At 70.0% G+C, this 21,334-nt stretch carries 16 protein-coding genes; 3 read left to right on the top strand and 13 right to left on the bottom strand.

Going from position 1 to position 21,334, the window contains the following annotated elements; translation table 11 throughout:
• Positions 1-77: 77 nt before the first annotated feature.
• The 3 genes from HED23_RS07975 to HED23_RS07965 form a co-directional block, all read right to left on the bottom strand.
• Complete coding sequence (locus tag HED23_RS07975) at positions 78-317, bottom strand: RNA-binding protein (protein ID WP_014153811.1); 240 nt, start codon at positions 315-317, stop codon at positions 78-80.
• 2 nt (positions 318-319) lie between these two features.
• Positions 320-760 (bottom strand): 30S ribosomal protein S16, encoded by a 441-nt coding sequence (rpsP, locus tag HED23_RS07970; protein WP_015578912.1) that lies wholly within the window; start codon positions 758-760, stop codon positions 320-322.
• Positions 761-915: 155 nt separating this feature from the next.
• Positions 916-1,509, bottom strand: a complete 594-nt coding sequence (locus HED23_RS07965) for a hypothetical protein (RefSeq protein WP_096626346.1) — start codon at positions 1,507-1,509, stop codon at positions 916-918.
• A 521-nt stretch (positions 1,510-2,030) separates the two neighbouring features.
• Here HED23_RS07965 and HED23_RS07960 point away from each other — a divergent pair.
• Positions 2,031-2,897, top strand: a complete 867-nt coding sequence (locus HED23_RS07960; RefSeq protein ID WP_203182703.1) for a methyltransferase domain-containing protein — start codon at positions 2,031-2,033, stop codon at positions 2,895-2,897.
• A 60-nt stretch (positions 2,898-2,957) separates the two neighbouring features.
• Here HED23_RS07960 and ffh read toward each other — a convergent pair whose 3' ends face one another.
• The 5 genes from ffh to HED23_RS07935 form a co-directional block, all read right to left on the bottom strand.
• Complete coding sequence (gene ffh / locus HED23_RS07955; protein ID WP_203182702.1) at positions 2,958-4,505, bottom strand: signal recognition particle protein; 1,548 nt, start codon at positions 4,503-4,505, stop codon at positions 2,958-2,960.
• Between the two features lie 121 nt (positions 4,506-4,626).
• Positions 4,627-7,080: a [protein-PII] uridylyltransferase gene (locus HED23_RS07950; protein WP_203182701.1), complete on the bottom strand. Its 2,454-nt coding sequence runs from the start codon at positions 7,078-7,080 to the stop codon at positions 4,627-4,629.
• Between the two features lie 32 nt (positions 7,081-7,112).
• A complete protein-coding gene (locus tag HED23_RS07945) occupies positions 7,113-7,451 on the bottom strand; it encodes a P-II family nitrogen regulator (RefSeq protein ID WP_033304048.1) in 339 nt (112 codons plus the stop codon).
• Complete coding sequence (locus tag HED23_RS07940; protein WP_203182700.1) at positions 7,448-8,800, bottom strand: ammonium transporter; 1,353 nt, start codon at positions 8,798-8,800, stop codon at positions 7,448-7,450. Before HED23_RS07940 ends, HED23_RS07945 begins: the two co-directional genes overlap by 4 nt.
• A gap of 338 nt (positions 8,801-9,138) precedes the next feature.
• Complete coding sequence (locus tag HED23_RS07935; protein ID WP_203182699.1) at positions 9,139-10,614, bottom strand: hypothetical protein; 1,476 nt, start codon at positions 10,612-10,614, stop codon at positions 9,139-9,141.
• Between the two features lie 430 nt (positions 10,615-11,044).
• Here HED23_RS07935 and HED23_RS07930 point away from each other — a divergent pair, with 430 nt between their 5' ends.
• Positions 11,045-11,692, top strand: coding sequence for a bifunctional DNA primase/polymerase (locus HED23_RS07930; RefSeq protein ID WP_203182698.1), 648 nt, complete (start codon positions 11,045-11,047; stop codon positions 11,690-11,692).
• A 64-nt stretch (positions 11,693-11,756) separates the two neighbouring features.
• Here the strand turns inward: HED23_RS07930 and ftsY are convergent, their stop codons facing one another.
• Positions 11,757-12,962 (bottom strand): signal recognition particle-docking protein FtsY, encoded by a 1,206-nt coding sequence (gene ftsY, locus HED23_RS07925; protein WP_203182697.1) that lies wholly within the window; start codon positions 12,960-12,962, stop codon positions 11,757-11,759.
• A 110-nt stretch (positions 12,963-13,072) separates the two neighbouring features.
• Between ftsY and HED23_RS07920 the strand changes: the two genes are divergently transcribed.
• Positions 13,073-14,464, top strand: coding sequence for a purine-cytosine permease family protein (locus HED23_RS07920; RefSeq protein ID WP_203182696.1), 1,392 nt, complete (start codon positions 13,073-13,075; stop codon positions 14,462-14,464).
• A 113-nt stretch (positions 14,465-14,577) separates the two neighbouring features.
• Here HED23_RS07920 and HED23_RS07915 read toward each other — a convergent pair whose 3' ends face one another.
• The 4 genes from HED23_RS07915 to HED23_RS07900 form a co-directional block, all read right to left on the bottom strand.
• Positions 14,578-15,996 carry a sugar porter family MFS transporter gene (locus HED23_RS07915; protein ID WP_203182695.1) on the bottom strand — a complete coding sequence of 473 codons (1,419 nt, stop codon included), beginning with the start codon at positions 15,994-15,996 and terminating at the stop codon, positions 14,578-14,580.
• Between the two features lie 253 nt (positions 15,997-16,249).
• Positions 16,250-20,029, bottom strand: coding sequence for an AAA family ATPase (locus tag HED23_RS07910; RefSeq protein ID WP_203182694.1), 3,780 nt, complete (start codon positions 20,027-20,029; stop codon positions 16,250-16,252).
• Positions 20,030-20,360: 331 nt separating this feature from the next.
• Entirely contained in the window at positions 20,361-20,573 is a 213-nt protein-coding gene (locus HED23_RS07905) for a hypothetical protein (RefSeq protein ID WP_203182693.1), read from the bottom strand.
• A 438-nt stretch (positions 20,574-21,011) separates the two neighbouring features.
• Positions 21,012-21,293 (bottom strand): acylphosphatase, encoded by a 282-nt coding sequence (locus tag HED23_RS07900; RefSeq protein ID WP_203182692.1) that lies wholly within the window; start codon positions 21,291-21,293, stop codon positions 21,012-21,014.
• Between the last annotated feature and the right edge of the window lie 41 nt (positions 21,294-21,334).

Here is a 21,334-nt window from a genome sequence, read left to right as displayed (position 1 = left end):
GAGGCGATGATGTACGGACGACAAAGGCCGGGGACGGCTCGAAAGCCCTCCCCGGCCCCTGCCGGTGTTCAACTCTTTCAGCGAACCTGGTCCACATCGACGAGGTCGACACGGATTCCACGTCCGCCGATGGCACCCACGACGGTACGCAGGGCGCGGGCGGTGCGGCCGTTGCGGCCGATCACCTTTCCGAGGTCGTCGGGATGAACCCGGACCTCGAGCACGCGTCCACGGCGCAGGTCACGCGACGCGACCTGCACATCGTCGGGGTTGTCGACGATGCCCTTCACGAGGTGCTCAAGAGCCTCCTCGAGCATGCTCAGGCCTCGGTCGACTCGGTGGACGCGGCAGCGTCAGCCGCCTCGTCCGCCTTCTTGTCCGACTTCTTGGCCTTCTGGGTGATGGCCTCACCCTTGGCCTCGTCGCCGTCCGTGGCCAGGGCCTCGAACAGGGCGCGCTTGTCAGCCTTGGGCTCCGGCTGCAGCAGCGGCGCGGGGGCCGGGAGGCCTTTGTGGGCCTGCCAGTCACCGGTGAGCTTCAGGATCGCCAGGACGGGCTCGGTCGGCTGGGCGCCGACGGACAGCCAGTACTGCGCGCGCTCTGCGTTGACCTCGATGCGCGAGGGGTTCTGCACCGGGTGGTACAGGCCGATCTCCTCGATGGCCCGGCCGTCACGGCGGGTACGGGAGTCGGCGACGACGATGCGGTAGTGAGGCGAACGGATCTTGCCCAGACGCTTCAGCTTGATCTTGACTGCCACGGAAGTGGTGTCTCCTGGTCTCTGACGTGGTTGGGCACAAAAGATGCCACGTGGGGTTGCGGTACTCGGGTGCCCGATGGACGCGTCAGCCGGAGGAGAGAGGGGTCCTATGCGACTGTCGAGTACAGCTAGCCATTGTGCCACACCACATCGGGTCACCCCACCGCGACCGCCGCTTCCGGGATACGGAAGGGCTTGCCGCAGCCGCCGCAGACGATCGGGGCCTGGGCGAGGACCGACGGAACGACGCGGACGTTGCGCCCGCAGTCACAGACGGCCTTGACCCGCACCCCTCCCCCGGACGAGCCGTGCCGGGCGGCGGGGCCGCGGAACGAGCGCTTGGTGTCGGCCGCGGTGGCGACGGTGTGCGCCTTGAGCGCCCGCTGCAGCCGTTCCGTGGTCGGCCGGTATCTGCGTTTGGCCTCGGGATTCAGCGTCACCAGCGAGAATCCGCTGCTGGGGTGGGGTTCCTCGGCATGGTCGAGGCCCAGCTCCTCTGCGATCGCGAGGAAGCGTCGGTTGTGGTAGCGGCCGGCGCGGGAGGTGTCCCGGACACCTCTCGCGGCCGCGATTCCGTGGACTGCCTCATGGAGCAGCCGTTCGAAGGAGAGCTCGGCGCCACAGGCGGACGAGGACTCTCCGATCAGGGACTCTGGCGCGGCAAGATCGGGCAGCTCGGGGTGGTGCCGCTGAATGTCGGCCCACGCCTGTGCCAGCTCTGCGGCAAGTACAGGTGGTGTCGTGCTCACGTCGTGACAACGAGCCTGAGTGCTCCGGTGTTCCTATTCCGGGGCATCCCAAATAATTTGCACGTACCAGTCAGTTGCCCTTGATGCGTCCGGACGAGGGCGGGTGCGCAGATCAGCGGAGAAGTCACACAGCTCACACCAAGGTGGTACGTAGCACGCGTACGCACCGGTGTGGACGGGTGCCCGGCGGCCGACATTACCCGGCGCGGCGCAAAGGCCGCACACCGGCCGTGGGCCGGGGAAGGGGGCGCTCGACGTGCTGCTCCCCGCCTGTCGGGTAAGACTGTGAGGAAGCGAGCAGCAGGCGTGCTGTTCCCGGCGCCCGCATCGGCCGCGTTGCGCTCGGGGGCGCACGACCGGAGCACGCAAGCAATGCCGTCCCACCCCGTCCGACCCCTGGACGGGACCGCCGATGCGGAGTTCTCTGACATACGAGGGCTGTGGGCACATGGACACGGCGCATAGACATGGGGGACCTCACTCGGGCACGACCGACCTCACGGCGGATTGGGGCGCATTCCATGACACCTACGCTCGTCCGGCACCACAGGTACGCGGATTCGTCCGCTCCGGTGGACGCCGGTTCCCGTGCCCGCGACTGGGCCGAGATCCAGGAGCGCATGCTGGCACCGCTCTACGAGGCGGTGTACGAGCGCCTCGAAGTCGGGGCCGGTACGCGGATGCTCTCCCTCGGCTGCGGTTCCGGGCTTGCGCTGCTGATCGCGGCCTCGCGCGGGGCGCGCGTCACCGGCTTCGACACCGACCGCGCACGGCTCGCACTGGCCCGCGAACGCCTCGCTTCCGACCCTGGACAGGCTGCGGGCCCAGGCGGTACGGATCCACGGGCGAGGCTCGTCGACAGCATTTCGGCGGCCGCCCCGGACGGCGAGGCGCCTTACAACCTGCTGACCTCCTTCCAGCCCATCGGCTGCTCGGCCGGGGACTCCGAGGGCCTCGCGCCCGCACTGGCCTCCGCCGTGCCGCTGGCCGTGCGGGGAGCGACGGTGGTGCTGGCCGGCTGGGGACCTCCGGAGCGGTGCGCCACGGCTCCGGTGCTGCGGGTGGCGGCACGGCTCACCGAGTCGGCACGTGCCCCGCGCTCCGGGAACGGCTGGCGGCCGACGCTGCGCGACGACCTGGAAGAGGTCGCGGCGCGGGCCGGGCTCAAGCCCGACGGCTCGGGCCGGGTGTCCTGCCCGTTCGGCTACGCGGACGTGGACAGCGCGGTTCGCGGCCTGCTGTCGACCGGACTGTTCGATGCGGCGATCGGAGCGACGGACCGCACCCAGGTGGAGAAGGAGGTCGCGGAGGCACTTCATCCGCATCTGCGGCCCGACGGCACGGTGTGGATGCCGAACGTCTTCCGCTACCTGGTGTGCGTGACCTGATGGGAAGACGAAGGGGCGCCCCGCACAGCGGGGCGCCCCTTCGTCCGTGCACGGGGCCGGTCAGCCCATGAACTTCTTGAACTCGTCCGGCAGTTCGAAGTTCTTGTCCTCCTGCGCCGGCAGGTTGAACGCGCCGCCCTGCGCCGCCTGCTCCCGGCGGGCCGCCTCGGCCGCTTCCTCGGCCTTGCGCTTCATCGGGTTGCCGCTCTTGCGCTTGCCCTTGGCCTGCTTGACCTGCTTCTTCTGACGGCCGGGGCCGCCACCCATGCCCGGCATCCCCGGCATACCGGGCATGCCGCCGCCCTGCGCCATCTTCGACATCATCTTGCGGGCCTCGAAGAAGCGCTCGACGAGGTTCTTCACGGCGGAGACCTCGACACCGGAGCCCTTGGCGATGCGGGCCCGGCGCGAGCCGTTGATGATCGTCGGCTCGGAGCGTTCCTTCGGGGTCATCGACTTGATGATCGCGGCCGTGCGGTCGACGTCGCGCTCGTCGATGTTGCTGATCTGGTCCTTGATCTGCCCCATGCCGGGCAGCATCCCGAGCAGCTTGGAGATGGAGCCCATCTTCCTGACCTGCTCCATCTGCGCCAGGAAGTCGTCGAGGGTGAAGTCCTTGCCCTTGCTCGACGCCAGCTTGGAGGCCATTTTGGCGGCCTCTTCCTGGCTGAAGGTCTTCTCCGCCTGCTCGATCAGGGTGAGCAGGTCACCCATGTCGAGGATGCGGGACGCCATGCGGTCGGGGTGGAAGGCGTCGAAGTCCTCGAGCTTCTCACCGTTCGACGCGAACATGATCTGCTTGCCCGTGACGTGGGCGATCGACAGGGCCGCACCACCGCGGGCGTCACCGTCGAGCTTGGAGAGCACCACGCCGTCGAAGCCGACACCGTCGCGGAAGGCCTCGGCGGTGTTGACCGCGTCCTGGCCGATCATCGCGTCGACGACGAAGAGGATCTCGTCGGGGCTGACGGCGTCGCGGATGTCCGCGGCCTGCCGCATCAGCTCCTCGTCGATGCCGAGGCGGCCGGCGGTGTCGACGATGACGATGTCGTGGACCTTGGCCTTGGCGAACTCGATGGAGTCCTTGGCGACCTTGACCGGGTCGCCCACACCGTTGCCCGGCTCCGGCGCGTACACCGCGACGCCGGCGCGGTCGGCCACGACGCTCAGCTGGTTGACGGCGTTGGGGCGCTGGAGGTCACAGGCGACCAGCAGCGGGGAGTGGCCCTGTGCCTTGAGCCAGAGACCGAGCTTTCCGGCGAGGGTGGTCTTACCGGCACCCTGCAGACCCGCGAGCATGATCACGGTGGGCGGGTTCTTGGCGAACCTCAGCCGCCGGGTCTCGCCGCCGAGGATGCCGACGAGCTCCTCGTTGACGATCTTGACGACCTGCTGGGCGGGGTTCAGCGCCTGGGAGACCTCGACGCCGCGCGCCCGCTCCTTGACGTTGGCGATGAACGCGCGGACGACGGGGAGGGCGACATCGGCCTCGAGCAGGGCGATACGGATCTCGCGAGCCGTGGCGTCGATGTCCGCCTCGGACAAGCGGCCCTTGCCCCTGAGGTTTTTGAAAGTCGCGCTAAGGCGGTCGGAGAGAGTATCGAACACGGCGCTCGTCGGTCCTCAGGGTCGGGGGCGTGGCAGGTCAGTCGCCCTCCAGGGTATCCGGACCCCGGAGAACGCAAAGCCCTCGCCCGTTTCTCGTGACGAACGGGCTGGAAGCAAGGGCTCAGCCGAGCTCCTTCTCGACCTCCCCGGCCACCTCCACGGCCCGGTCCGGGGACAGTGGTTCACCGTCGCCGTCCGTGACGTAGAAGGCGTCCACGGCGTTCGCTCCGAGCGTGGAGACGTGGGCGCTGCGCACTCTGACGGCACTCTGCTCCAGCGCCCGGCCGATCCGGTGCAGCAGCCCGGGGGCGTCCTGGGCGCGGACCTCGATGACAGTGGCCAGCCGTGAGCCGGCCGCCGCGACGGTCACCCGGGGAGGCGGGGCCTTCACTCCGCGCCGCCGCGGGTAGGCGGCCTCGCGTTCGGCGAGCCTCGCCCTGATGTCCAGGGAGCCGTCCAGGGCGCGCACGAGGTCGGCGCGGAGACGGGTGGCCTGTGGGAGCGAGCCGTATTCGGCCGCGACCCTCCAGCTGAGCACCAGCAGCCCGGCCGTCTCACCCAGCTCGGTGGGGAGCTCGACGGCGCGCAGGTCGGCGGCGCGCACGGTGAGGCGGTGCAGGGCCAGAACCCCGGCGGCAGCGGGCAGGACTCCGGGACGGTCGGGCAGCGCGATGAGGAGTTCGACGCCGACGGGTTCGGGTTCGCCGTCCTCGGAGGCCGGTTCGGGCCGGGTGTGCAGGGACAGGACGGGCTCTCCCGTGCGCAGTGCCTCGACGGCGAGGCGTTCCTGCTCGGCGCTGGGCGCGAGCGGTTCCGGCGCCGGGGGCTCCTCACCGGCCAGGAGTGCGGCGACGCGCTTGACCAGGTCGGCGACCAGGGAGGCCCGCCAGGAACTCCACGCGGCGGGGCCGGTGGCCAGGGCGTCCGCCTCGGTGAGGGCGTGCAGGAGTTCCAGTGTGGAGGCGCTGCCCACCGCGGTGGCGACGGAGCGGACGGTCGCCGGGTCGTCGAGGTCGCGCCGGGTCGCGGTGTCGATGAGCAGCAGGTGGTGGCGCACGAGGGTGGCGACGACGCCCACGTCCTGCTTGTCGAAGCCGATGCGGGCGGCCATGTCGCGGGCGATGACCTCACCCGCGACGGAGTGGTCCCCGGGCCAGCCCTTGCCGATGTCGTGGAGCAGGGCGGCGACCAGGAGGAGGTCGGGGCGGCCGACACGGCGGGTGAGGTGCGAGGCGCGGACGGCAGTCTCGACGAGGTGACGGTCGACGGTCCAGGTGTGGACGGGGTTGCGCTGCGGGCGGCAGTGGACCCGCTCCCAGTCGGGGAGCAGACGGGTGATGATGCCTTCGGCTTCGAGGGCTTCCCAGACCCCGACGGTGGATTCGCCGGCACCGAGCAGCGTGACGAGCTCCTCGCGGGCCTGTGCGGGCCACGGCACGGGCAGCGGCTGGGCGGCCGTACCCAGGTGGCGTACGAGGTGGCGGGAGAGCGGCAGTCCGGCCTCGGCGGCCGCCGCCGCCGCACGGAGGGTGAGCACGGGGTCGCGTTCGGGGCGCGCGGTGCGGGCGAGGACCACTTCGCCGTCGGCCTCGACGACGCCCTCGGCGAGCGGGGTGCGTTCCGGGGCGGCCTTGGCACCGCCGCCGAGGATCGCCCGCAGCCGGGGGCGTGTGGAACGGGCGCGCAGGACGCGGTTGACCTCGCGCCAGGTGACGTCGGTGGCGTACGAGACGGTCCGGGCGGCTTCGTACACCTGACGCAGCAGGGCGTCGGCGTCGAGGAGCCCGAGGGCCCCTGCGACCTGGTCCTGTTCCTGCAGGGCGAGGCGGTCGGTGGCCCGGCCGGTGGTGAGGTGGAGTGCGTCACGGGCGTCGAGGAGCGTACGCCGGGCCTCCGCGAGACCTTCGCGGGGCGCGTCCGCGACCCAGGAGGCGGCGACGGCGCGCAGGGCGGTGGCGTCGCGGAGACCGCCGCGGGCTTCCTTGAGGTCCGGTTCCAGGAGGAACTGGAGCTCGCCCATGCGTTCGGCCCTCTCGCGGCAGAGTTCGTCGAGGGCGGGGAGGCGTTTGGGAGCCTGGTTGCGCCAGTCGGCCAGGATCGCGGTCCGCAGTCCGGCGACGAGGCCGAGGTCTCCGGCGACGGGCCGCGCATCGAGCAGCCCGAGCTGGACCTTGAGGTCCTCCCCAGCCGTCCGGCGTGCTTCGCCGGGGGTGCGTACGGAGTGGTCGAGGGCTAGGCCGAGGTCCCAGACGGGGTACCAGATCCGGTCGGCGAGAGTGGCGACGGCTCCGGCGTCGGCGGTGCCGTCGTGGAGGAGCAGGAGGTCGAGGTCGCTGCGCGGGGAGAGTTCTCCCCGGCCGTACCCGCCGACGGCGACGAGGGCGGCGCCGCGGACGCCGGCCTCCTCGGCTGCCGCGGTGAACAGCCCGTTGAGCCATTCGTCGGTGAGGCGGGCGAGGGCCGCACGGCGCGGCGGCCCGGACTGCGTCTCCTCCTGGAGGAGGCGCAGCCGGGCCGCCGCATAGCCGCTGGGTCCCGAGTCCTCGGATTCGGTGGTCACTTCGGTGCTCGTCACCCAGCTGCCTTTCCGTTCACGGGGACCGTCGGTCAGAGTGCGTCCGGGCCGCGTTCGCCGGTCCGTACGCGGATCGCGGTGTCGACCGGGACGCTCCAGACCTTGCCGTCACCGATCTTGCCCGTCCGCGCGGCCTTGACGACCACGTCGATGAGCTGTTCGGCGTCCTCGTCCTCGACGAGGACCTCGATGCGGATCTTGGGGACGAGGTCGACGGTGTACTCGGCACCACGGTAGACCTCGGTGTGTCCGCGCTGACGCCCGTAGCCGCTGGCTTCCGTGACCGTGAGGCCCTGGACGCCGAAGGCCTGGAGGGCCTCCTTGATCTCGTCCAGCCTGTGCGGCTTCACGACTGCGGTGATGAGCTTCATGCGTCCACCTTCTTGTTCGTCGGGGCTGCCGTGGCGCCGGGCGCCGGGGCCGTGGTGCGGGAGGAGGAACCTCCGCCGGCGCCGCTGAAGTCGTACGCGGTCTCGGCGTGCTCGACCTGGTCGATGCCGGAGACCTCGTCGTCCTCGCTGACCCGCATCCCGATCGTCTTGTCGAGGACGAACGCCAGGGCGGCGGAGACGACCAGGGAGTAGGCGAGGACCGCGAGGACACCGACGGCCTGCTTGCCGAGCTGTTCGAGTCCGCCGCCGTAGAAGAGGCCCTTGGCGTCGGACTGCACGCCGCCGGTGGCGAAGAAGCCGACGAGGAGGGAGCCGAGGATACCGCCGACGAGGTGGACGCCGACGACGTCCAGGGAGTCGTCGTAGCCGAACTTGTACTTGAGGCCGACGGCCATGGCGCACAGGACACCGGCGATGACGCCGATCGCGATGGCGCCCAGCGGGCTGACCGCACCGCCCGCGGGGGTGATGGCGACGAGGCCCGCGACGGCGCCCGACGCGGCACCGAGGGTGGTGAAGGAGCCGTGGCGGATCTTCTCGTAGGCGAGCCAGCCGAGGACCGCGGCACCGGTGGCGACCTGCGTGTTGACGAACATGACCGCGCCGACGCCGTCGTCGTTGCCGAGCCAGGAGCCCGCGTTGAAGCCGAACCAGCCGAACCACAGGAGAGCGGCACCGAGCATGACGAGCGGCAGGCTGTGCGGCCGCATCGGGTCCTTCTTGAAGCCGACCCGCTTGCCGATGACGAGGATCACGCCGAGGGCGGCGGCACCGGCGTTGATGTGGACGGCCGTACCACCGGCGAAGTCGATCACACCCATCTCGAAGAGCCAGCCGCCGGCGCCCCAGACCCAGTGCGCGACCGGGAAGTAGACGACGGTCACCCACAGGGCGACGAACAGGGCCCAGGAGGTGAACTTGACGCGGTCGGCGAGGGCGCCGCTGATGAGGGCCGGGGTGAGGATCGCGAACATCATCTGGAAGACCGCGAAGACGTACACCGGGATGGTGTAGCCGTCCCAGAGCTCGGTGACGCCGATCCCGCTCAGTCCCACGAAGTCGGAACTCCAGCCGATGACGGAGCCGACGTCGGTGCCGAAGGCGAGGCTGAATCCGTAGAGCACCCAAAGAATCGTGACGATCCCGAGGCTGATGAAGCTCATCATCAGCATGTTCAGGGTGCTCTTGACGCGGACCATGCCTCCGTAGAAGAAGGCCAGGGCCGGGGTCATGAGCATCACCAGCGCGGAGCAGATGAGCATGAACCCTGTGTTGGCGGCAGACAGCTCGGGGGCGTCTGCGGCAAGCGTCGTGATGCCTGGGGGCATCGGCGTCTCCTCGTCGTCGGTGCGGCCACGTGCGGGGGTGCGGGACCACGGTGAAAAGGTGCGGGCCGGTTATGCGCCATGAGATTCGCGCAGCGCGGTTTCCACGAATGCCGCACGATGTTTCACCGCAGTGACGATGGAGCTCCGCGTGTTACGGACCGATGAACCAGGAATGTCGGACCCGGTGCGCTGCCTACCATGCTGCCTGCGCCGCATACGGTGCGGTTGGAACGCCCGGAGACATGAACCGGCCACGACGGTGGCCCGCTGACCTGGCGATGGGGGAGCCGAGTCGGGTGGTACGGGGCGGCCGTCGTGGCCGGTGGACAGAGATCCGGTCAGACCGCTTCGGCGGTCTCCGGGAGCTGCTCGGTGAGCAGGTCGGTGAGCCGGGCGACCTCCGGAATGTCACCGAAGTCCCTGGCAGCGGTGTCGACGGTCTTGCGGAGCCTGGTGTTGACGCGCTCCGACCTGACCTTCTTGGCGATCTTCAGTGCCGCGGTGGCGAGGACGGTCGACTCCTCCGGCTCGCGCTTGAGGAGATGCACGGTGGCCATGCCGATCAGATTGAGCGCGTAGGACCTCTGGTGCTCGTCGTCCTCCCCGAAGAGCTCCACGGCGCGGGCCATGACGGGCTCGGCGAGCGAGGCGTACGTGGGGCTGCGGCCCGCGACATAGGCGAGGTCACGGTAGGAGTGGGCGTTCTCCCCGTGCAGTTCGGCGTCGGAGAAGAAGCGGATCCAGTCGGGCTCGGGCTCGTCGTCGAGGACGGCGTCGGCGAAGGTGTCCTCGGCCATCCGGACGGCGCGCTTGCACTTGCTCGGCTGGCCCATGTTCGCGTAGGCGCGCGCCTCCATCGCATACAGCATGGCCTGGGTCCGCGCGGTGGCGCAGTCGCGGCTGCCGTACTGGGCGAGATGGATGAGTTCGAGTGCGTCGTCGGGCCGGCCGAGGTGGATCATCTGGCGGCTCATGCTGGAGAGGATGTACGAGCCCAGTGGCTTGTCGCCGGCCTCCTTGGAGGCGTGCAGGGCGAGTACGAAGTACTTCTGGGCGGTGGGCTGGAGGCCCACGTCGTAGCTCATCCAGCCGGCGAGCTCGGCCAGTTCGGCGGCGCAGCGGAACAGGCGCTTGGCGGTGTCCTGGGGCTGAGGCTCCTGCAACAGGTCGGTGACCTCGTGGAGCTGGCCGACGACGGCCTTGCGGCGCAGTCCACCACCGCACTGGGCGTCCCACTGGCGGAACATGGCCGTGGTGGATTCCAGCAGGTCGAGCTCGGGACGGGAGAGCCGCGAGGGCCGGCTCTCCGAGGTCGGCAGCTCCGGCTCCGACTGTCCCGGGCGGGTGACGGGCACAAGCCAGCGCTGCATGGGTTCGATGAGGGTGGGCCCGGCGGCCAGGGCGAGGGAGCTGCCGAGGAAGCCGCGCCGGGCGAGCATGAGGTCGCTGCGGGAGAACTCGCTGAGCAGGGCGACGGTCTGCGGTCCCGCCCAGGGCAGGTCGACCCCGGCCACCGAGGGTGCCTGGTGCGCGGTGCGCAGTCCGAGGTCCTCGACGGAGACCACGGCGCCGAAGCGTTCCGAGAAGAGCTCGGAAAGGATGCGCGGGATCGGTTCGCGGGGCTGTTCGCCGTCGAGCCAGCGGCGCACCCGGGAGGTGTCGGTGCTGATGTGGAGGGCACCCAGCTGACGGGCACGACGGTTCACCTGGCGGGCCAGCTCGCCCTTCGACCAGCCGCTCCGCAGGAACCACGATCCCAATTGCCCGTTGGGGCGCTTCCCGGCATTCGTATCGCCTGCGCCACTGCCACCCACTGGAACGCCCCCATCCCGCCGAAACCTGTCGCGCGAACCTCTATCAGAATCCCGTGCCTCGGCGCTGTCCGTACGGGCGTTGCGCGCCATCGAACAGTTCGACGGATTGCCCGAGGCATACTCAACTGCACATGCAATTGCAGGTTCGAGTACCCACGGTAATCCTACGATCACCGCCCCGGCGAGGGCAGTTGCAGAAACGCCACCATTCGCCACCCCTTCGGATGAACCCGTTCGACACAGTCCGCGATTCACTTGACAGGCCACGATCAGCGGCGAGCGGAGTGAAGCATTCAGGGGCGTGCGCGGTGCACGAGCACACCTCTTCGAAGGCGTTCCGCGCGCCGGAGGATCCGTGGCGCGCGGAGCACTTCGAGGACCGAGGACTCCGGGTCGTAACCACCGGCGAGTCGGACCCGTTGGAGGGGGCATGGGCTTCACAATCGGCGGCATCCGGGAGATGCGGTCCGGCACTCGGCGCCGCGGCCGCGCTGCCGGGGCGACCCAGGCGGCCGAGTACACAGGACTCTGGGGCTGGGCCGTGGCACCGGGCACCCGTGCGGTGGCAGGCGCGTGCTCCTGCGGTGACACCTCGTGCGCCGCTCCCGGCGCGCATCCGCTGGACTTCGTCCGCGAGGTACCGCCGGGCGCCGCTCCCGGTGCCGCCGCGGACGTCTGGGCCGAGGTGCCGGGCGCCTCGATACTGCTTCCGGTGGGCAGGACCTTCGACGTGCTGGAAGTCGCCGAGGCGGCGGGTCTGCGCGCACTGGTACGGATGGAACGGATGGGACTGCCGCTGGGGCCGGTGGCGGTGACGCCTACCGGCCGTACACAGTTCTTCGTCGCCCCCGGCGCCGCGGCGGGACTGCCCGGGCTGCTCTACCGGATGGGCTGGGACGATGCGGATCTCGATCTGCGGGCGCTGGGACCCGGCGCGTATGTGACCGCTCCCCCGTCGGACCTCGGAGGCCTCGGCCCGGTCCGCTGGCTGCGTCCGCCGGTGACCGCCACGGCCGCGTCTCCCCCGCAGGCCCGGCTGCTGCTGGGCACCCTCGCCTACATATGCCACCGCTGGTGAACGCCGGAGGGCGGTGAACCCCTCTCGGGTCCACCGCCCTTCACGCGTGAACGGGGTGTGCCGGTCAGTCGCCGATGAGCGCGTCGACGAAGGCACCCGGCTCGAAGGGGGCCAGGTCGTCCGGCCCCTCACCGAGGCCGATGAGCTTCACCGGGACGCCCAGCTCACGCTGGACGGCGATGACGATGCCGCCCTTGGCGGTGCCGTCCAGCTTGGTGAGGACGATGCCGGTGATGTCGACCACCTCGGCGAAGACCCGCGCCTGGACGAGGCCGTTCTGCCCGGTGGTGGCGTCGAGCACGAGCAGGATCTCGTCGAGCGGACCGTGCTTCTCGACGACCCGCTTGACCTTGCCGAGCTCGTCCATCAGGCCGGTCTTCGTGTGCAGCCGGCCCGCGGTGTCGATGAGCACCACGTCGGCGCTCTCGGCGATGCCTTCCTTCACCGCGTCGAAGGCGATCGAAGCGGGGTCGCCCCCCTCCGGGCCGCGCACCGTGCGGGCGCCGACACGTTCGCCCCAGGTCTGGAGCTGGTCGGCCGCTGCGGCGCGGAAGGTGTCCGCGGCGCCGAGGACGACGCTGCGGCCGTCGGCGACCAGCACCCGGGCGAGCTTGCCCGTCGTGGTGGTCTTGCCGGTGCCGTTGACCCCTACGACCATCACGACGCCGGGCGTGCCGTCGCCGCCCTCCGTCTTCACCGCCCGGTCGAGGTCGGGGCCGAGCAGAGCGACGAGCTCTTCGCGCAGCAGGGTGCGCAGCTCGTCGGGCGTACGGGTGCCGAGGACGCGGACCCGCTCACGGAGCCTCTCCACCAGCTCCTGGGTGGGAGCGACGCCGACGTCGGCGGTGAGGAGGGTGTCCTCGATCTCCTCCCAGGTGTCCTCGTCGAGGTTGTCGCGGGACAGGAGCGCGAGCAGCCCCTTGCCCAGGGAGTTCTGCGAACGGGCGAGCCGGGCACGGAGCCGTACAAGGCGGCCGGCGGTGGGCTCGGGGACTTCGAGCTCGGGGATCTCCGGCTCGATGACGACCGGGGTCTCCTCGACGGGAGTCCCGGCGCCGGGAAGACCGACCTCCTCGATGGGGCGCCGCGCTTCGTCGCGCGGCGTCTCGGCTTCCTCGCCGACACGGGGCTCGGCGGGAGGAGTGATGGTCGGCGTGCTCGACGGCGCCGAGGGCGGCAGCTGCTTCTTCTTGCGGCTGCTGACCACGAGCCCGCTGATCAGGCCGACCGCGACCAGGGCGATGACTACAGCAAGGATGACGATTTCCATAACGTGTCCAGTATCGGCCACGGCGGTGGCAGGGCGCGGTTGCGGAGAGCACCTGGCGCCGACCACGAGGGCGGTATGCCACGTTTGGGGGTAAAGGTACGCTGCTGCCCGTGGAGAACCGCGGCCTGGATCCTGTCCCCGACGACGAGCGCACCGGCCGGGCCCGCGCCCTCTTCCCCACGTGGGTGACGGCCAACATGACGGTGCTGCTGCTGACCGTGGGAGCCGGGCTCACCGTCTTCAACGGGCTGAACTTCTGGCAGGTGCTGGCCGTCGCGGTCACGGCCCCCGTCCTCTCCTTCGGGCTGGTCGGCCTGCTGTCCATCGCGGGCAAGTACGGCGGGGCGCCCGGGATGGCACTGTCCAGGGCTGTTTTCGGACAACGCGGCAATCTCTTTCCCGGTGCCCTGCTGTGGGTGGCCCGCTGGGGCTGGGAGACGCTGAACGCGGTCACCGGCTCCTACGCCCTGCTGGCGGTGCTCGACCTCGCATTCGGCATCCGGAGCACCCACACGCTGACCCTGGTGACCCTGACGGCCTTCGTCGCCGCGAGCTTCCTCGTGTCGGGGCTCGGGATCAGGGCGCTGCGGCTGTGCTCCAGGGCCTCCGCCTGGCTCTTCGGGGGCGCGAGTCTCCTCGTCGTGGTCCATCTGATCGGTTCGGCCCCGTGGCGGACCGTCCTGGACCGGCCGCCGGGGCCGGCGGCGATGATGATCGCGGGGATCGGGACGCTGGCCGCCGGGGGCATCAGCTGGGTCCCCTCGGCACCGGACTTCGCCCGCTACCTGCCCCGCTCCGCCTCCGGCAGCGCCATGGTCGCGGCAGCGGTGGGCGGCGCCCTGGTCACGGTGCTGCCGATGGTGATGATGGGCGCGGTCATGGCGGTGGGTTCACCTCACCTGGCCGTCACTAAGGACCCGGTGGCATTCATCGGCGAACTGCTCCCCCGGTGGATCTCGGTGCCGTACCTCCTGATCGCCGTCGTCGGGATGGTGCTGATCAACGCGATGTCGATGTACTCCGCCGGCTTCACCGCACAGACGCTCGGATTCGCGGTCCCCCGAGCCTGGGCCGTGGGGGTGAACGCGACGATCAGCCTGCTGCTCGGGGGAACACTGATGCTGGTGGCCACGAGTTTCATCGACACCTTCCTGTCGTTCCTGACCCTGCTCGGCGTGACGTTCTCCGCCTGGATCGGTGTCTTCGGCGCGGATCTGCTGCGAGGCCGCACTTACGACCCCGTGGCCCTCATGGACACCACACCTCGCAGCGGCTACTGGTACACCGCGGGGTTCAGCCGCCAGGCCATGGCCGCCTGGGGCGCGGCACTCGTGACGGGACTGCTGCTGACGGACGTGGAGTGGTTCACCGGCCCGCTCGCCACCTCCTGGGTCGGGCGTCACGGGCTGGGCTGGGCGGCCACGATCCTCGTCGCGGCGGGGGTGTACGGGGTGCTGCCGCGCCCGGCGGACAGTGCGGGCGGCACACCGGCCCGGTTCTGACCCGGTGAGGACGGGCCGCGGCACAGCGGAGGGCATGGCCGGTGAACAGAACGCTGCCCCGGGCCGGCATGGGCCGGACCGGGGCAGCGGGTCGAGGAGAGGGGCAGCGGGGATTAGCCCATCTCCTCCAGCGCCTTGCCCTTGGTCTCCTTCACGAACTTGAGCACGAAGGGGATCGAGAGCACGGCGAAGCAGGTGTAGATGATGTAGGTGCCCGACAGGTTCCAGTCGGCCAGACTCGGGAAGCTCGCGGTGATCGCCCAGTTGGCGATCCACTGCGCGGAGGCGGCCACACCGAGCGCGGCGGCGCGGATCCGGTTCGGGAACATCTCGCCGAGGAAGACCCAGACCACGACACCCCATGAGAGGGCGAAGAAGAGCACGAACACGTGTGCCGCCACCAGCGCCACGACGCCCTGGGTGTTCGGCAGCTTCCCGTCGACCAGGTCGGCGGAGAAGGCCCAGGCCTCGAACGCCAGGGCGATGGCCATACCGGTGGATCCGATGAGCGCGAGGGGCCTGCGCCCCACCCGGTCGACCAGGATCATGGCGATGACGGTGCCGATGATGTTGATGATCGACGTGGTGAACGAGTAGAAGAACGAGTCGGTCGGGTCGATGCCGACGGACTGCCACAGCGTCGCCGAGTAGTAGAACGCGACATTGATGCCGACGAGCTGCTGGAAGACCGACAGTCCGATACCGACCCAGACGATCGGCAGGAAGCCGAAGCGGCTCCCGAGCAGGTCGCTGAACTTGGACTTGTGCTCACGGTGCATGGCCGTCTCGATCTCGTTCACGCGTGCGTCGAGGTCGACGTTCTTGCCCTCGACCTCTTCGAGGATCTTCCGGGCACGGTCCTTCTTGCCCACGGAGATCAGGAAGCGCGGCGACTCGGGGATCGCGAACGACAGCAGTCCGTAGAGGATCGCGGGCAGGACCATCACGCCGAGCATCCACTGCCAGGCCTCGAAACCGGCGATCTCGCCGCGCTGGTCGCCGTCGGCGATCTGCAGGATGCCGTAGTTGACCAGCTGCGAGATGGCGATACCGACCACGATGGCGGCCTGCTGGAAGGAGCCGAGGCGGCCGCGGTAGGCGGGCGGTGAGACCTCGGCGATGTAGGCAGGGCCGATGACCGAGGCCATACCGATCGCGAAGCCTCCGATGATCCGCCACATGGCGAGGTCCCAGAGGGCGAACGGGAGCGCCGATCCGATGGCGCTGATGGTGAACAGCACCGAGGCGATCTGCATGCAGCGGATACGGCCGATCCGGTCGGCGATGCGTCCCGCGGTGGCCGCACCGATGGCACAGCCGATCAGGGCGATGGCGATGACCTGCGCCAGCGTCCCTGACCCGATGTCATAGCGGTCACGGATGGCCTCGACGGCGCCGTTGATCACGGAACTGTCGTAGCCGAAGAGGAAACCGCCCATCGCGGCGGCCGCCGTGATGAAGATGACGTGGCCGAGATGGTCCGGATGGGCCGCTCGGGCCCCGGACTCCGGTCCGTTCGCTGTGCTGGTCACATGAACTCCTGGTACCTGGCCGCAACGTCAGGTGTGGGGGGTGAGCCCTCCTAGTGGCGCACAACTTTCAGCCGACCACCACTTGAAGGTAAAAACAACATTGCTGAGGTTATGCGTTCAAGTCTCGAAGTCAAGACTCTGATTCGAGCGAAGAGGTCCCACACAAGTACCCAGGAGTGCCCAAAAGGTGCGTTGAAGTGTTGAAGATTAGGTAAAGAAGATGTGAGCACCCGTCAGCGGGTGTACGCGGAGCTCAGCGGAGCCGCTGGCTGATCACCTTGGACACGCCGTCACCCTGCATGGAGACGCCGTACAGCGCGTCGGCGACCTCCATCGTCCGCTTCTGGTGGGTGATGACGATGAGCTGGGAGCTCTCCTGGAGCTCCTCCATGAGCCGGATCAGTCGCTGCAGATTGGTGTCGTCGAGAGCCGCCTCGACCTCGTCCATGACGTAGAAGGGACTCGGCCGGGCCTTGAAGATCGAGACCAGCAGGGCAACGGCCGTAAGGGACCGCTCGCCGCCGGACAGCAGCGAGAGCCGCTTGACCTTCTTGCCCGGCGGCCTGGCCTCGACGTCGAGACCGGTCGTCAGCATGTTGTCCGGGTCCGTCAGGATGAGACGGCCCTCGCCGCCCGGGAAGAGCCGGGAGAAGACGCCCTCGAACTCACGGGCGGTGTCACGGAACGCCTCCGTGAAGACCTGCTCCACCCGCTCGTCGACCTCCTTGATCACCTGCATCAGATCGGCCCGGGTCTTCTTCAGGTCTTCGAGCTGCTCGGAGAGGAACTTGTGCCGTTCCTCCAGTGCCGAGAACTCCTCGAGAGCGAGAGGATTCACCTTCCCGAGTTGCTGATACGCCCGTTCGGCCGCCTTCAGCCGCTTCTCCTGCTCGGCCCTCACGAACGGCTTCGGCTGGTTGCGCGGATGCTCCGGATCCGCCGGAAGCTCCTCCCCCTCCGCCGCCGGGGACGGCGGTACCAGCTGTTCCGGTCCGTACTCGGCGGCAAGGCCGGCCGGCTCCACGCCGAACTCCTCCAGCGCCTTGGCCTCCACCTGTTCCATACGCAGCCGCTTCTCGGCCCCGAGCACCTCGCCCCGGTGCACCGAGTCGGTGAGCCGGTCGAGCTCGCCCTTCAGGTCACGGCCGCGGCCTCGTTCGGCCGCCAGGTCACGCTCGCGCTCGGCCTTCGCCGCCTCGGCCATGGTCCGCTCCTCCTCCGCCCTCACGACCGAGACCTCGACATGGGCGAGCAACTGCCGGGCACCCGACGCCACGGCCGTGGCGACGGCCGCCTCGTGGCGCAGCCGGGCACGGCGCTGCTCGGCACGCGCGCGGGCCTCGCGCTCGGCGCGGGCCCCTCGGTCGAGGGAATCGGCCCGCCCGGCGAGGGCCTTCACCCGCTCCTCGTGGGTACGGGCCTGGAGGCGGGCCTCCATCTCGGTCTGGCGCGCGTTGGCACCATCGGCCGCGAGCCGGTCCCGGACGGATGTGTCGGGCTCCTCCTCCATCGGGGTCTCCTCTGCGACCAGGAGCCGCTCCGACAGCTCCTCGGCCTCCTCCCTCGCACGCTCCAGCGCCTCCTGGGCCCGGGCGGCGGAGGAGGCCATCCTCTCGGCCTCCCCGGCGGCACCACGGGCCTGTCCTGCCAGCCGCCCGAGTTGCTGCGCCACCCCCGACTTCTCCCGGTCGGCGGCCCGGCGCCTCTCCCCCAGTTCCTCCACCCGGGCCGCGCCCTCGTCGCGCCGCGCCACGGCGGCGCGCTGGGCCGAGGCGAGTCCCTCGCAGCGCACCGCGAGCTCCGCCAGTTCGGCTGCGGCCTCGTCCACGGAGGCCTGCACCTCCAGCAGACTGGGCGCCCCGGCGGACCCGCCGTGTGCGAAATGGGAGCCCAGCACGTCACCCTCGGCGGTGACGGCTGTCAGCCCGGGGTGGGCGGCGACCAGCTCCTCGGCATCCTCCAGGGTGCCGACGACGACCATGTCGCGGACCAGCCGCCGTACGGCCGCCATCAGTTCGGCGGGCCCCTGCAGCAGGGAGGCGACGGCGGGCGCCGGGCATTCCCCGGTGGCGACGGCCCGACCGGCCGCCTCCACTCCGGGCTCCACCCCGGAAGCCGCTGGGCCCTGCCCCGTGCCGGGGGCAGCGTGGCCCTGCCCCGTGCCGGGGACAGCGCGGCTCTGCTCGGTGCCGGAGACCGTGACTGCCCCGGCGCCGTGCTCCGGGCCGGACGCCTGCCCCGGTACCTGTCCGGCCGGGGGGCCGACAGGCTCCGGCAGCTGTTCCGTACCCTGCGCCGGCACCAGCCCGGCCCCCGCTCCGCCCGGTACCAGCGCCGCGCGCCCCGCGTCCTGCTTGCGCAGCAGGCGGATCGCGTCCGCGGCCGTGGCCGGATCCCTCACCGCGACGGCGTCGGCTGCCGCGCCCAGCGCGGCGGCCACGGCGACCTCGTACCCCGAGGCCACCGTGAGCAGCTCCGCGACCGGCCCGAGCAGGCCGGAGAGCCGGTCCCCCGCGGCAAGCAGCACTCCGGTGCCGTCCTTGCGCCGCAGCCCCAGCGACAGTGCCTCGTGCCGGGCGGAGACCGCGGCACGGCTCCGTTCCGCCGAGGTGACCGCCTCACGCGCCGTGCTGAGGGCCGCTTCGGCACCGGCGAGCTCCCTCTTGGCGGCCTCGTGCTGCTCCGCGAGCTCCGCGTCACCCGCGTCCAGACCTTCGACCTCGGCCTTGAGCTGCTCGTACTCCTCCTGTGCCGCGACCGCCCGCTCCTGCGCCTCGTCCCGCGACGCGGCCAGCCGGTCGATCTCGGCCTGCGCCGAACCCGCCCGGCTCCGGGCGGCGTTGACCTGCCCGTTGAGCCGGGCCAGCCCTTCACGCCGGTCGGCGATGGCCCGGGCCGCGTCCCGGAGCCGGCGTTCCTCGGAGGCCAGCTCCCGCTCCAGTTCGGCCCGGTGCGCGGTGGTGTCCTCCAGGGCGTGCTCCGCCGCTTCGAGTGCCGCCTCCAGCTCCGCCTCCTGCTCACGGATCCGGGCGGCCTCACGCTCCATGTCCTCCGGGTCCCGCCCGCGCCGCTCCTCGTCCGGCGCGGCGGTGGCACTCTTCACCCGGGCGTCGGCGAGCGAGATCGTGCCACGCACGCGCTCGGCCAGCTGCGAGAGTTCGTACCAGGTCTGCTGGGCACGCTGCAGCCGGGGCGCCAGGCGGCGCACCTCGTCCTCCAGGTCCGCCTCGCGGGCGAGCGCCGCCTTGAGTTCGGCTTCCGCCGCTTCCCGGCGCTGCTTGAGGGCTGCCTCGTCGGCGATCTCCTCGCGCAGGGCTTCCCTCAGGCGCACCATGTCGTCGGCGAGGAGCCGCAGCCGGGCGTCCCGCAGGTCGGCCTGGATGACAGCGGCCCGGCGGGCCACGGCTGCCTGCCGGCCCAGCGGTTTGAGCTGGCGCCGCAGTTCGTCGGTGAGGTCCTGCACGCGGGCGAGGTTGGCGCCCATCGCCTCCAGCTTCCGCAGCGCCTTCTCCTTGCGCTTACGGTGCTTGAGCACACCCGCAGCCTCTTCGATGAAGGCGCGGCGTCCCGTCGGATCGGCGTGCAGGACAGAGTCCAGCCGGCCCTGGCCGACGATGACGTGCATCTCCCGGCCGATACCGGAGTCCGAGAGGAGTTCCTGGATGTCGAGCAGCCGACAGGTGTCGCCGTTGATCTGGTATTCACTGCCGCCGTTGCGGAACATGATCCGGGTGATCGTCACCTCGGCGTACTCGATGGGCAGCGCACCATCGGAATTGTCGATGGTCAGCGACACTTCGGCACGGCCCAGAGGCGGCCTTCCCGTGGTGCCGGCGAAGATCACGTCTTCCATCTTGCCGCCGCGCAGGGATTTGGCTCCTTGCTCACCCATGACCCAGGAGAGCGCGTCCACCACATTCGATTTACCCGATCCATTGGGACCGACCACACAGGTGATACCCGGTTCGAAGCGCAGGGTCGTGGCAGAGGCGAACGATTTGAAACCACGGAGGGTCAGGGCCTTGAGGTGCACGCCGCCGGACTCTACCTTTCACTCTCGGTTTCGCTGATGAAGGTGCAGGGCACATCAGACGGTAAGCGAAGAGCGATAGGCCGGAGACGGTCCGGGGGGAAAGAAAGAAGGGACGCCGGAGCGTCCCTTGTAAAACCTGCACGGTGCTTCTGCGCAGTCATACCGGTGCTTCTGCGCGGGCATCCGAGCACAGCCTTGCGTGACGGATCGCGGACGTGCCGGATCACGAGCAATCCTCGGTGTCCCAGGACGGCGATCCGTGACGAAGACTTCGGTGGTTGATCCCGAGCGGCTGGCTTACGGCCCGACCGGCCCCGGCAGGGCCATGGGGTCAGGTCAGCGCGGGCTCCGCCTGGGGTACGTCGATGTCGATGCTGTCGAGCAGCGACTCCTGGTGATGGGCGGCGGCGTTGAGCGCGTCGTTCTCGTCCTGGATCCGTACGAGCTCGGATTCCAGGTCCTGGACGCGCTTCTGAAGCCGTCGCATCTCGGCGAGGAGTCGCGGATCGGAACCGCCGACGTAACCGAGAAGCGCCTTTGCCATGATGAAAGGTCCTCCACACTGAGTGACCGACCGATGCGGTGTGGGTCGTGAGGGAATCGCACCCGCGGTGCTCGACAGTGTTCTGTATTCACTGCTGTTCTGCTGTCACCAGCTCTGCCGAACAGCTAAGGTGCGCGGGGTTTTCAGCGTCTCACCAAAAAGTTTGACGGTCAACACGATCACACGCCACGGGACCGGGCGTCCCGGGGGTGCGCGGCCCGACGATCATGCGGCGCGACTCTCCTGCGGGTTCCCGAAGGGTGTGGAGATCTTCGTCAATGCCGCAGCCTGGCACGACGTTCGCTTCTTGGCAACCATGTCCGGGTGCCGGCTTCCTCCGCAGGTCATTTCGGGTGCGAGGCGCTCTTCACCCTTCCCGGTCACCGCTTGCCACCCTTCGCGCACACAGCGGATCGGACCTTGATTTCCAGGCTGTGATCAACGGATCGCGAATCCCTCGTATCCCCCGCGCGGCGTGTCCCAGATCTCAGTCACTCCGTCCACGTGGCCGGGTGTGTCGTCGGAGTCGAGCCAGTCGAGCAGGCGGTGGCAATTCTCACGCGGCCCTTCGGCCACCACCTGTACCCGGCCGTCGTCGAGATTGAGGGCGAAGCCGGTAAGGCCTCCGATCTCCAAAGCATTTGCCCTGGTGAACCAGCGGAACCCTACTTGCTGTACTCGGCCGCGTACCCATACGACGAGTCGTGCATCTTCGTTCATGCCCGAACGCTAACCGGCCAATTGCTCGACGAGCACGTCCC

The sequence above is a fragment of the Streptomyces pratensis genome (assembly GCF_016804005.1).
Lineage (GTDB): Bacteria > Actinomycetota > Actinomycetes > Streptomycetales > Streptomycetaceae > Streptomyces > Streptomyces pratensis_A.
Note: the sequence above shows the minus strand (reverse complement) of the source record. Positions and strands in the feature narration are given on the sequence as shown.

Coding starts and splice junctions, on each gene's coding strand:
- ftsY (WP_203182697.1), bottom strand. CDS start 12,962: ATGGAAATCGTCATCCTTGCTGTAGTCATCGCCCTGGTCGCGGTCGGC.
- HED23_RS07900 (WP_203182692.1), bottom strand. CDS start 21,293: ATGAACGAAGATGCACGACTCGTCGTATGGGTACGCGGCCGAGTACAG.
- HED23_RS07905 (WP_203182693.1), bottom strand. CDS start 20,573: ATGGCAAAGGCGCTTCTCGGTTACGTCGGCGGTTCCGATCCGCGACTC.
- HED23_RS07940 (WP_203182700.1), bottom strand. CDS start 8,800: ATGCCCCCAGGCATCACGACGCTTGCCGCAGACGCCCCCGAGCTGTCT.
- HED23_RS07960 (WP_203182703.1), top strand. CDS start 2,031: ATGACACCTACGCTCGTCCGGCACCACAGGTACGCGGATTCGTCCGCT.
- HED23_RS07975 (WP_014153811.1), bottom strand. CDS start 317: ATGCTCGAGGAGGCTCTTGAGCACCTCGTGAAGGGCATCGTCGACAAC.
- HED23_RS07945 (WP_033304048.1), bottom strand. CDS start 7,451: ATGAAGCTCATCACCGCAGTCGTGAAGCCGCACAGGCTGGACGAGATC.
- HED23_RS07930 (WP_203182698.1), top strand. CDS start 11,045: ATGGGCTTCACAATCGGCGGCATCCGGGAGATGCGGTCCGGCACTCGG.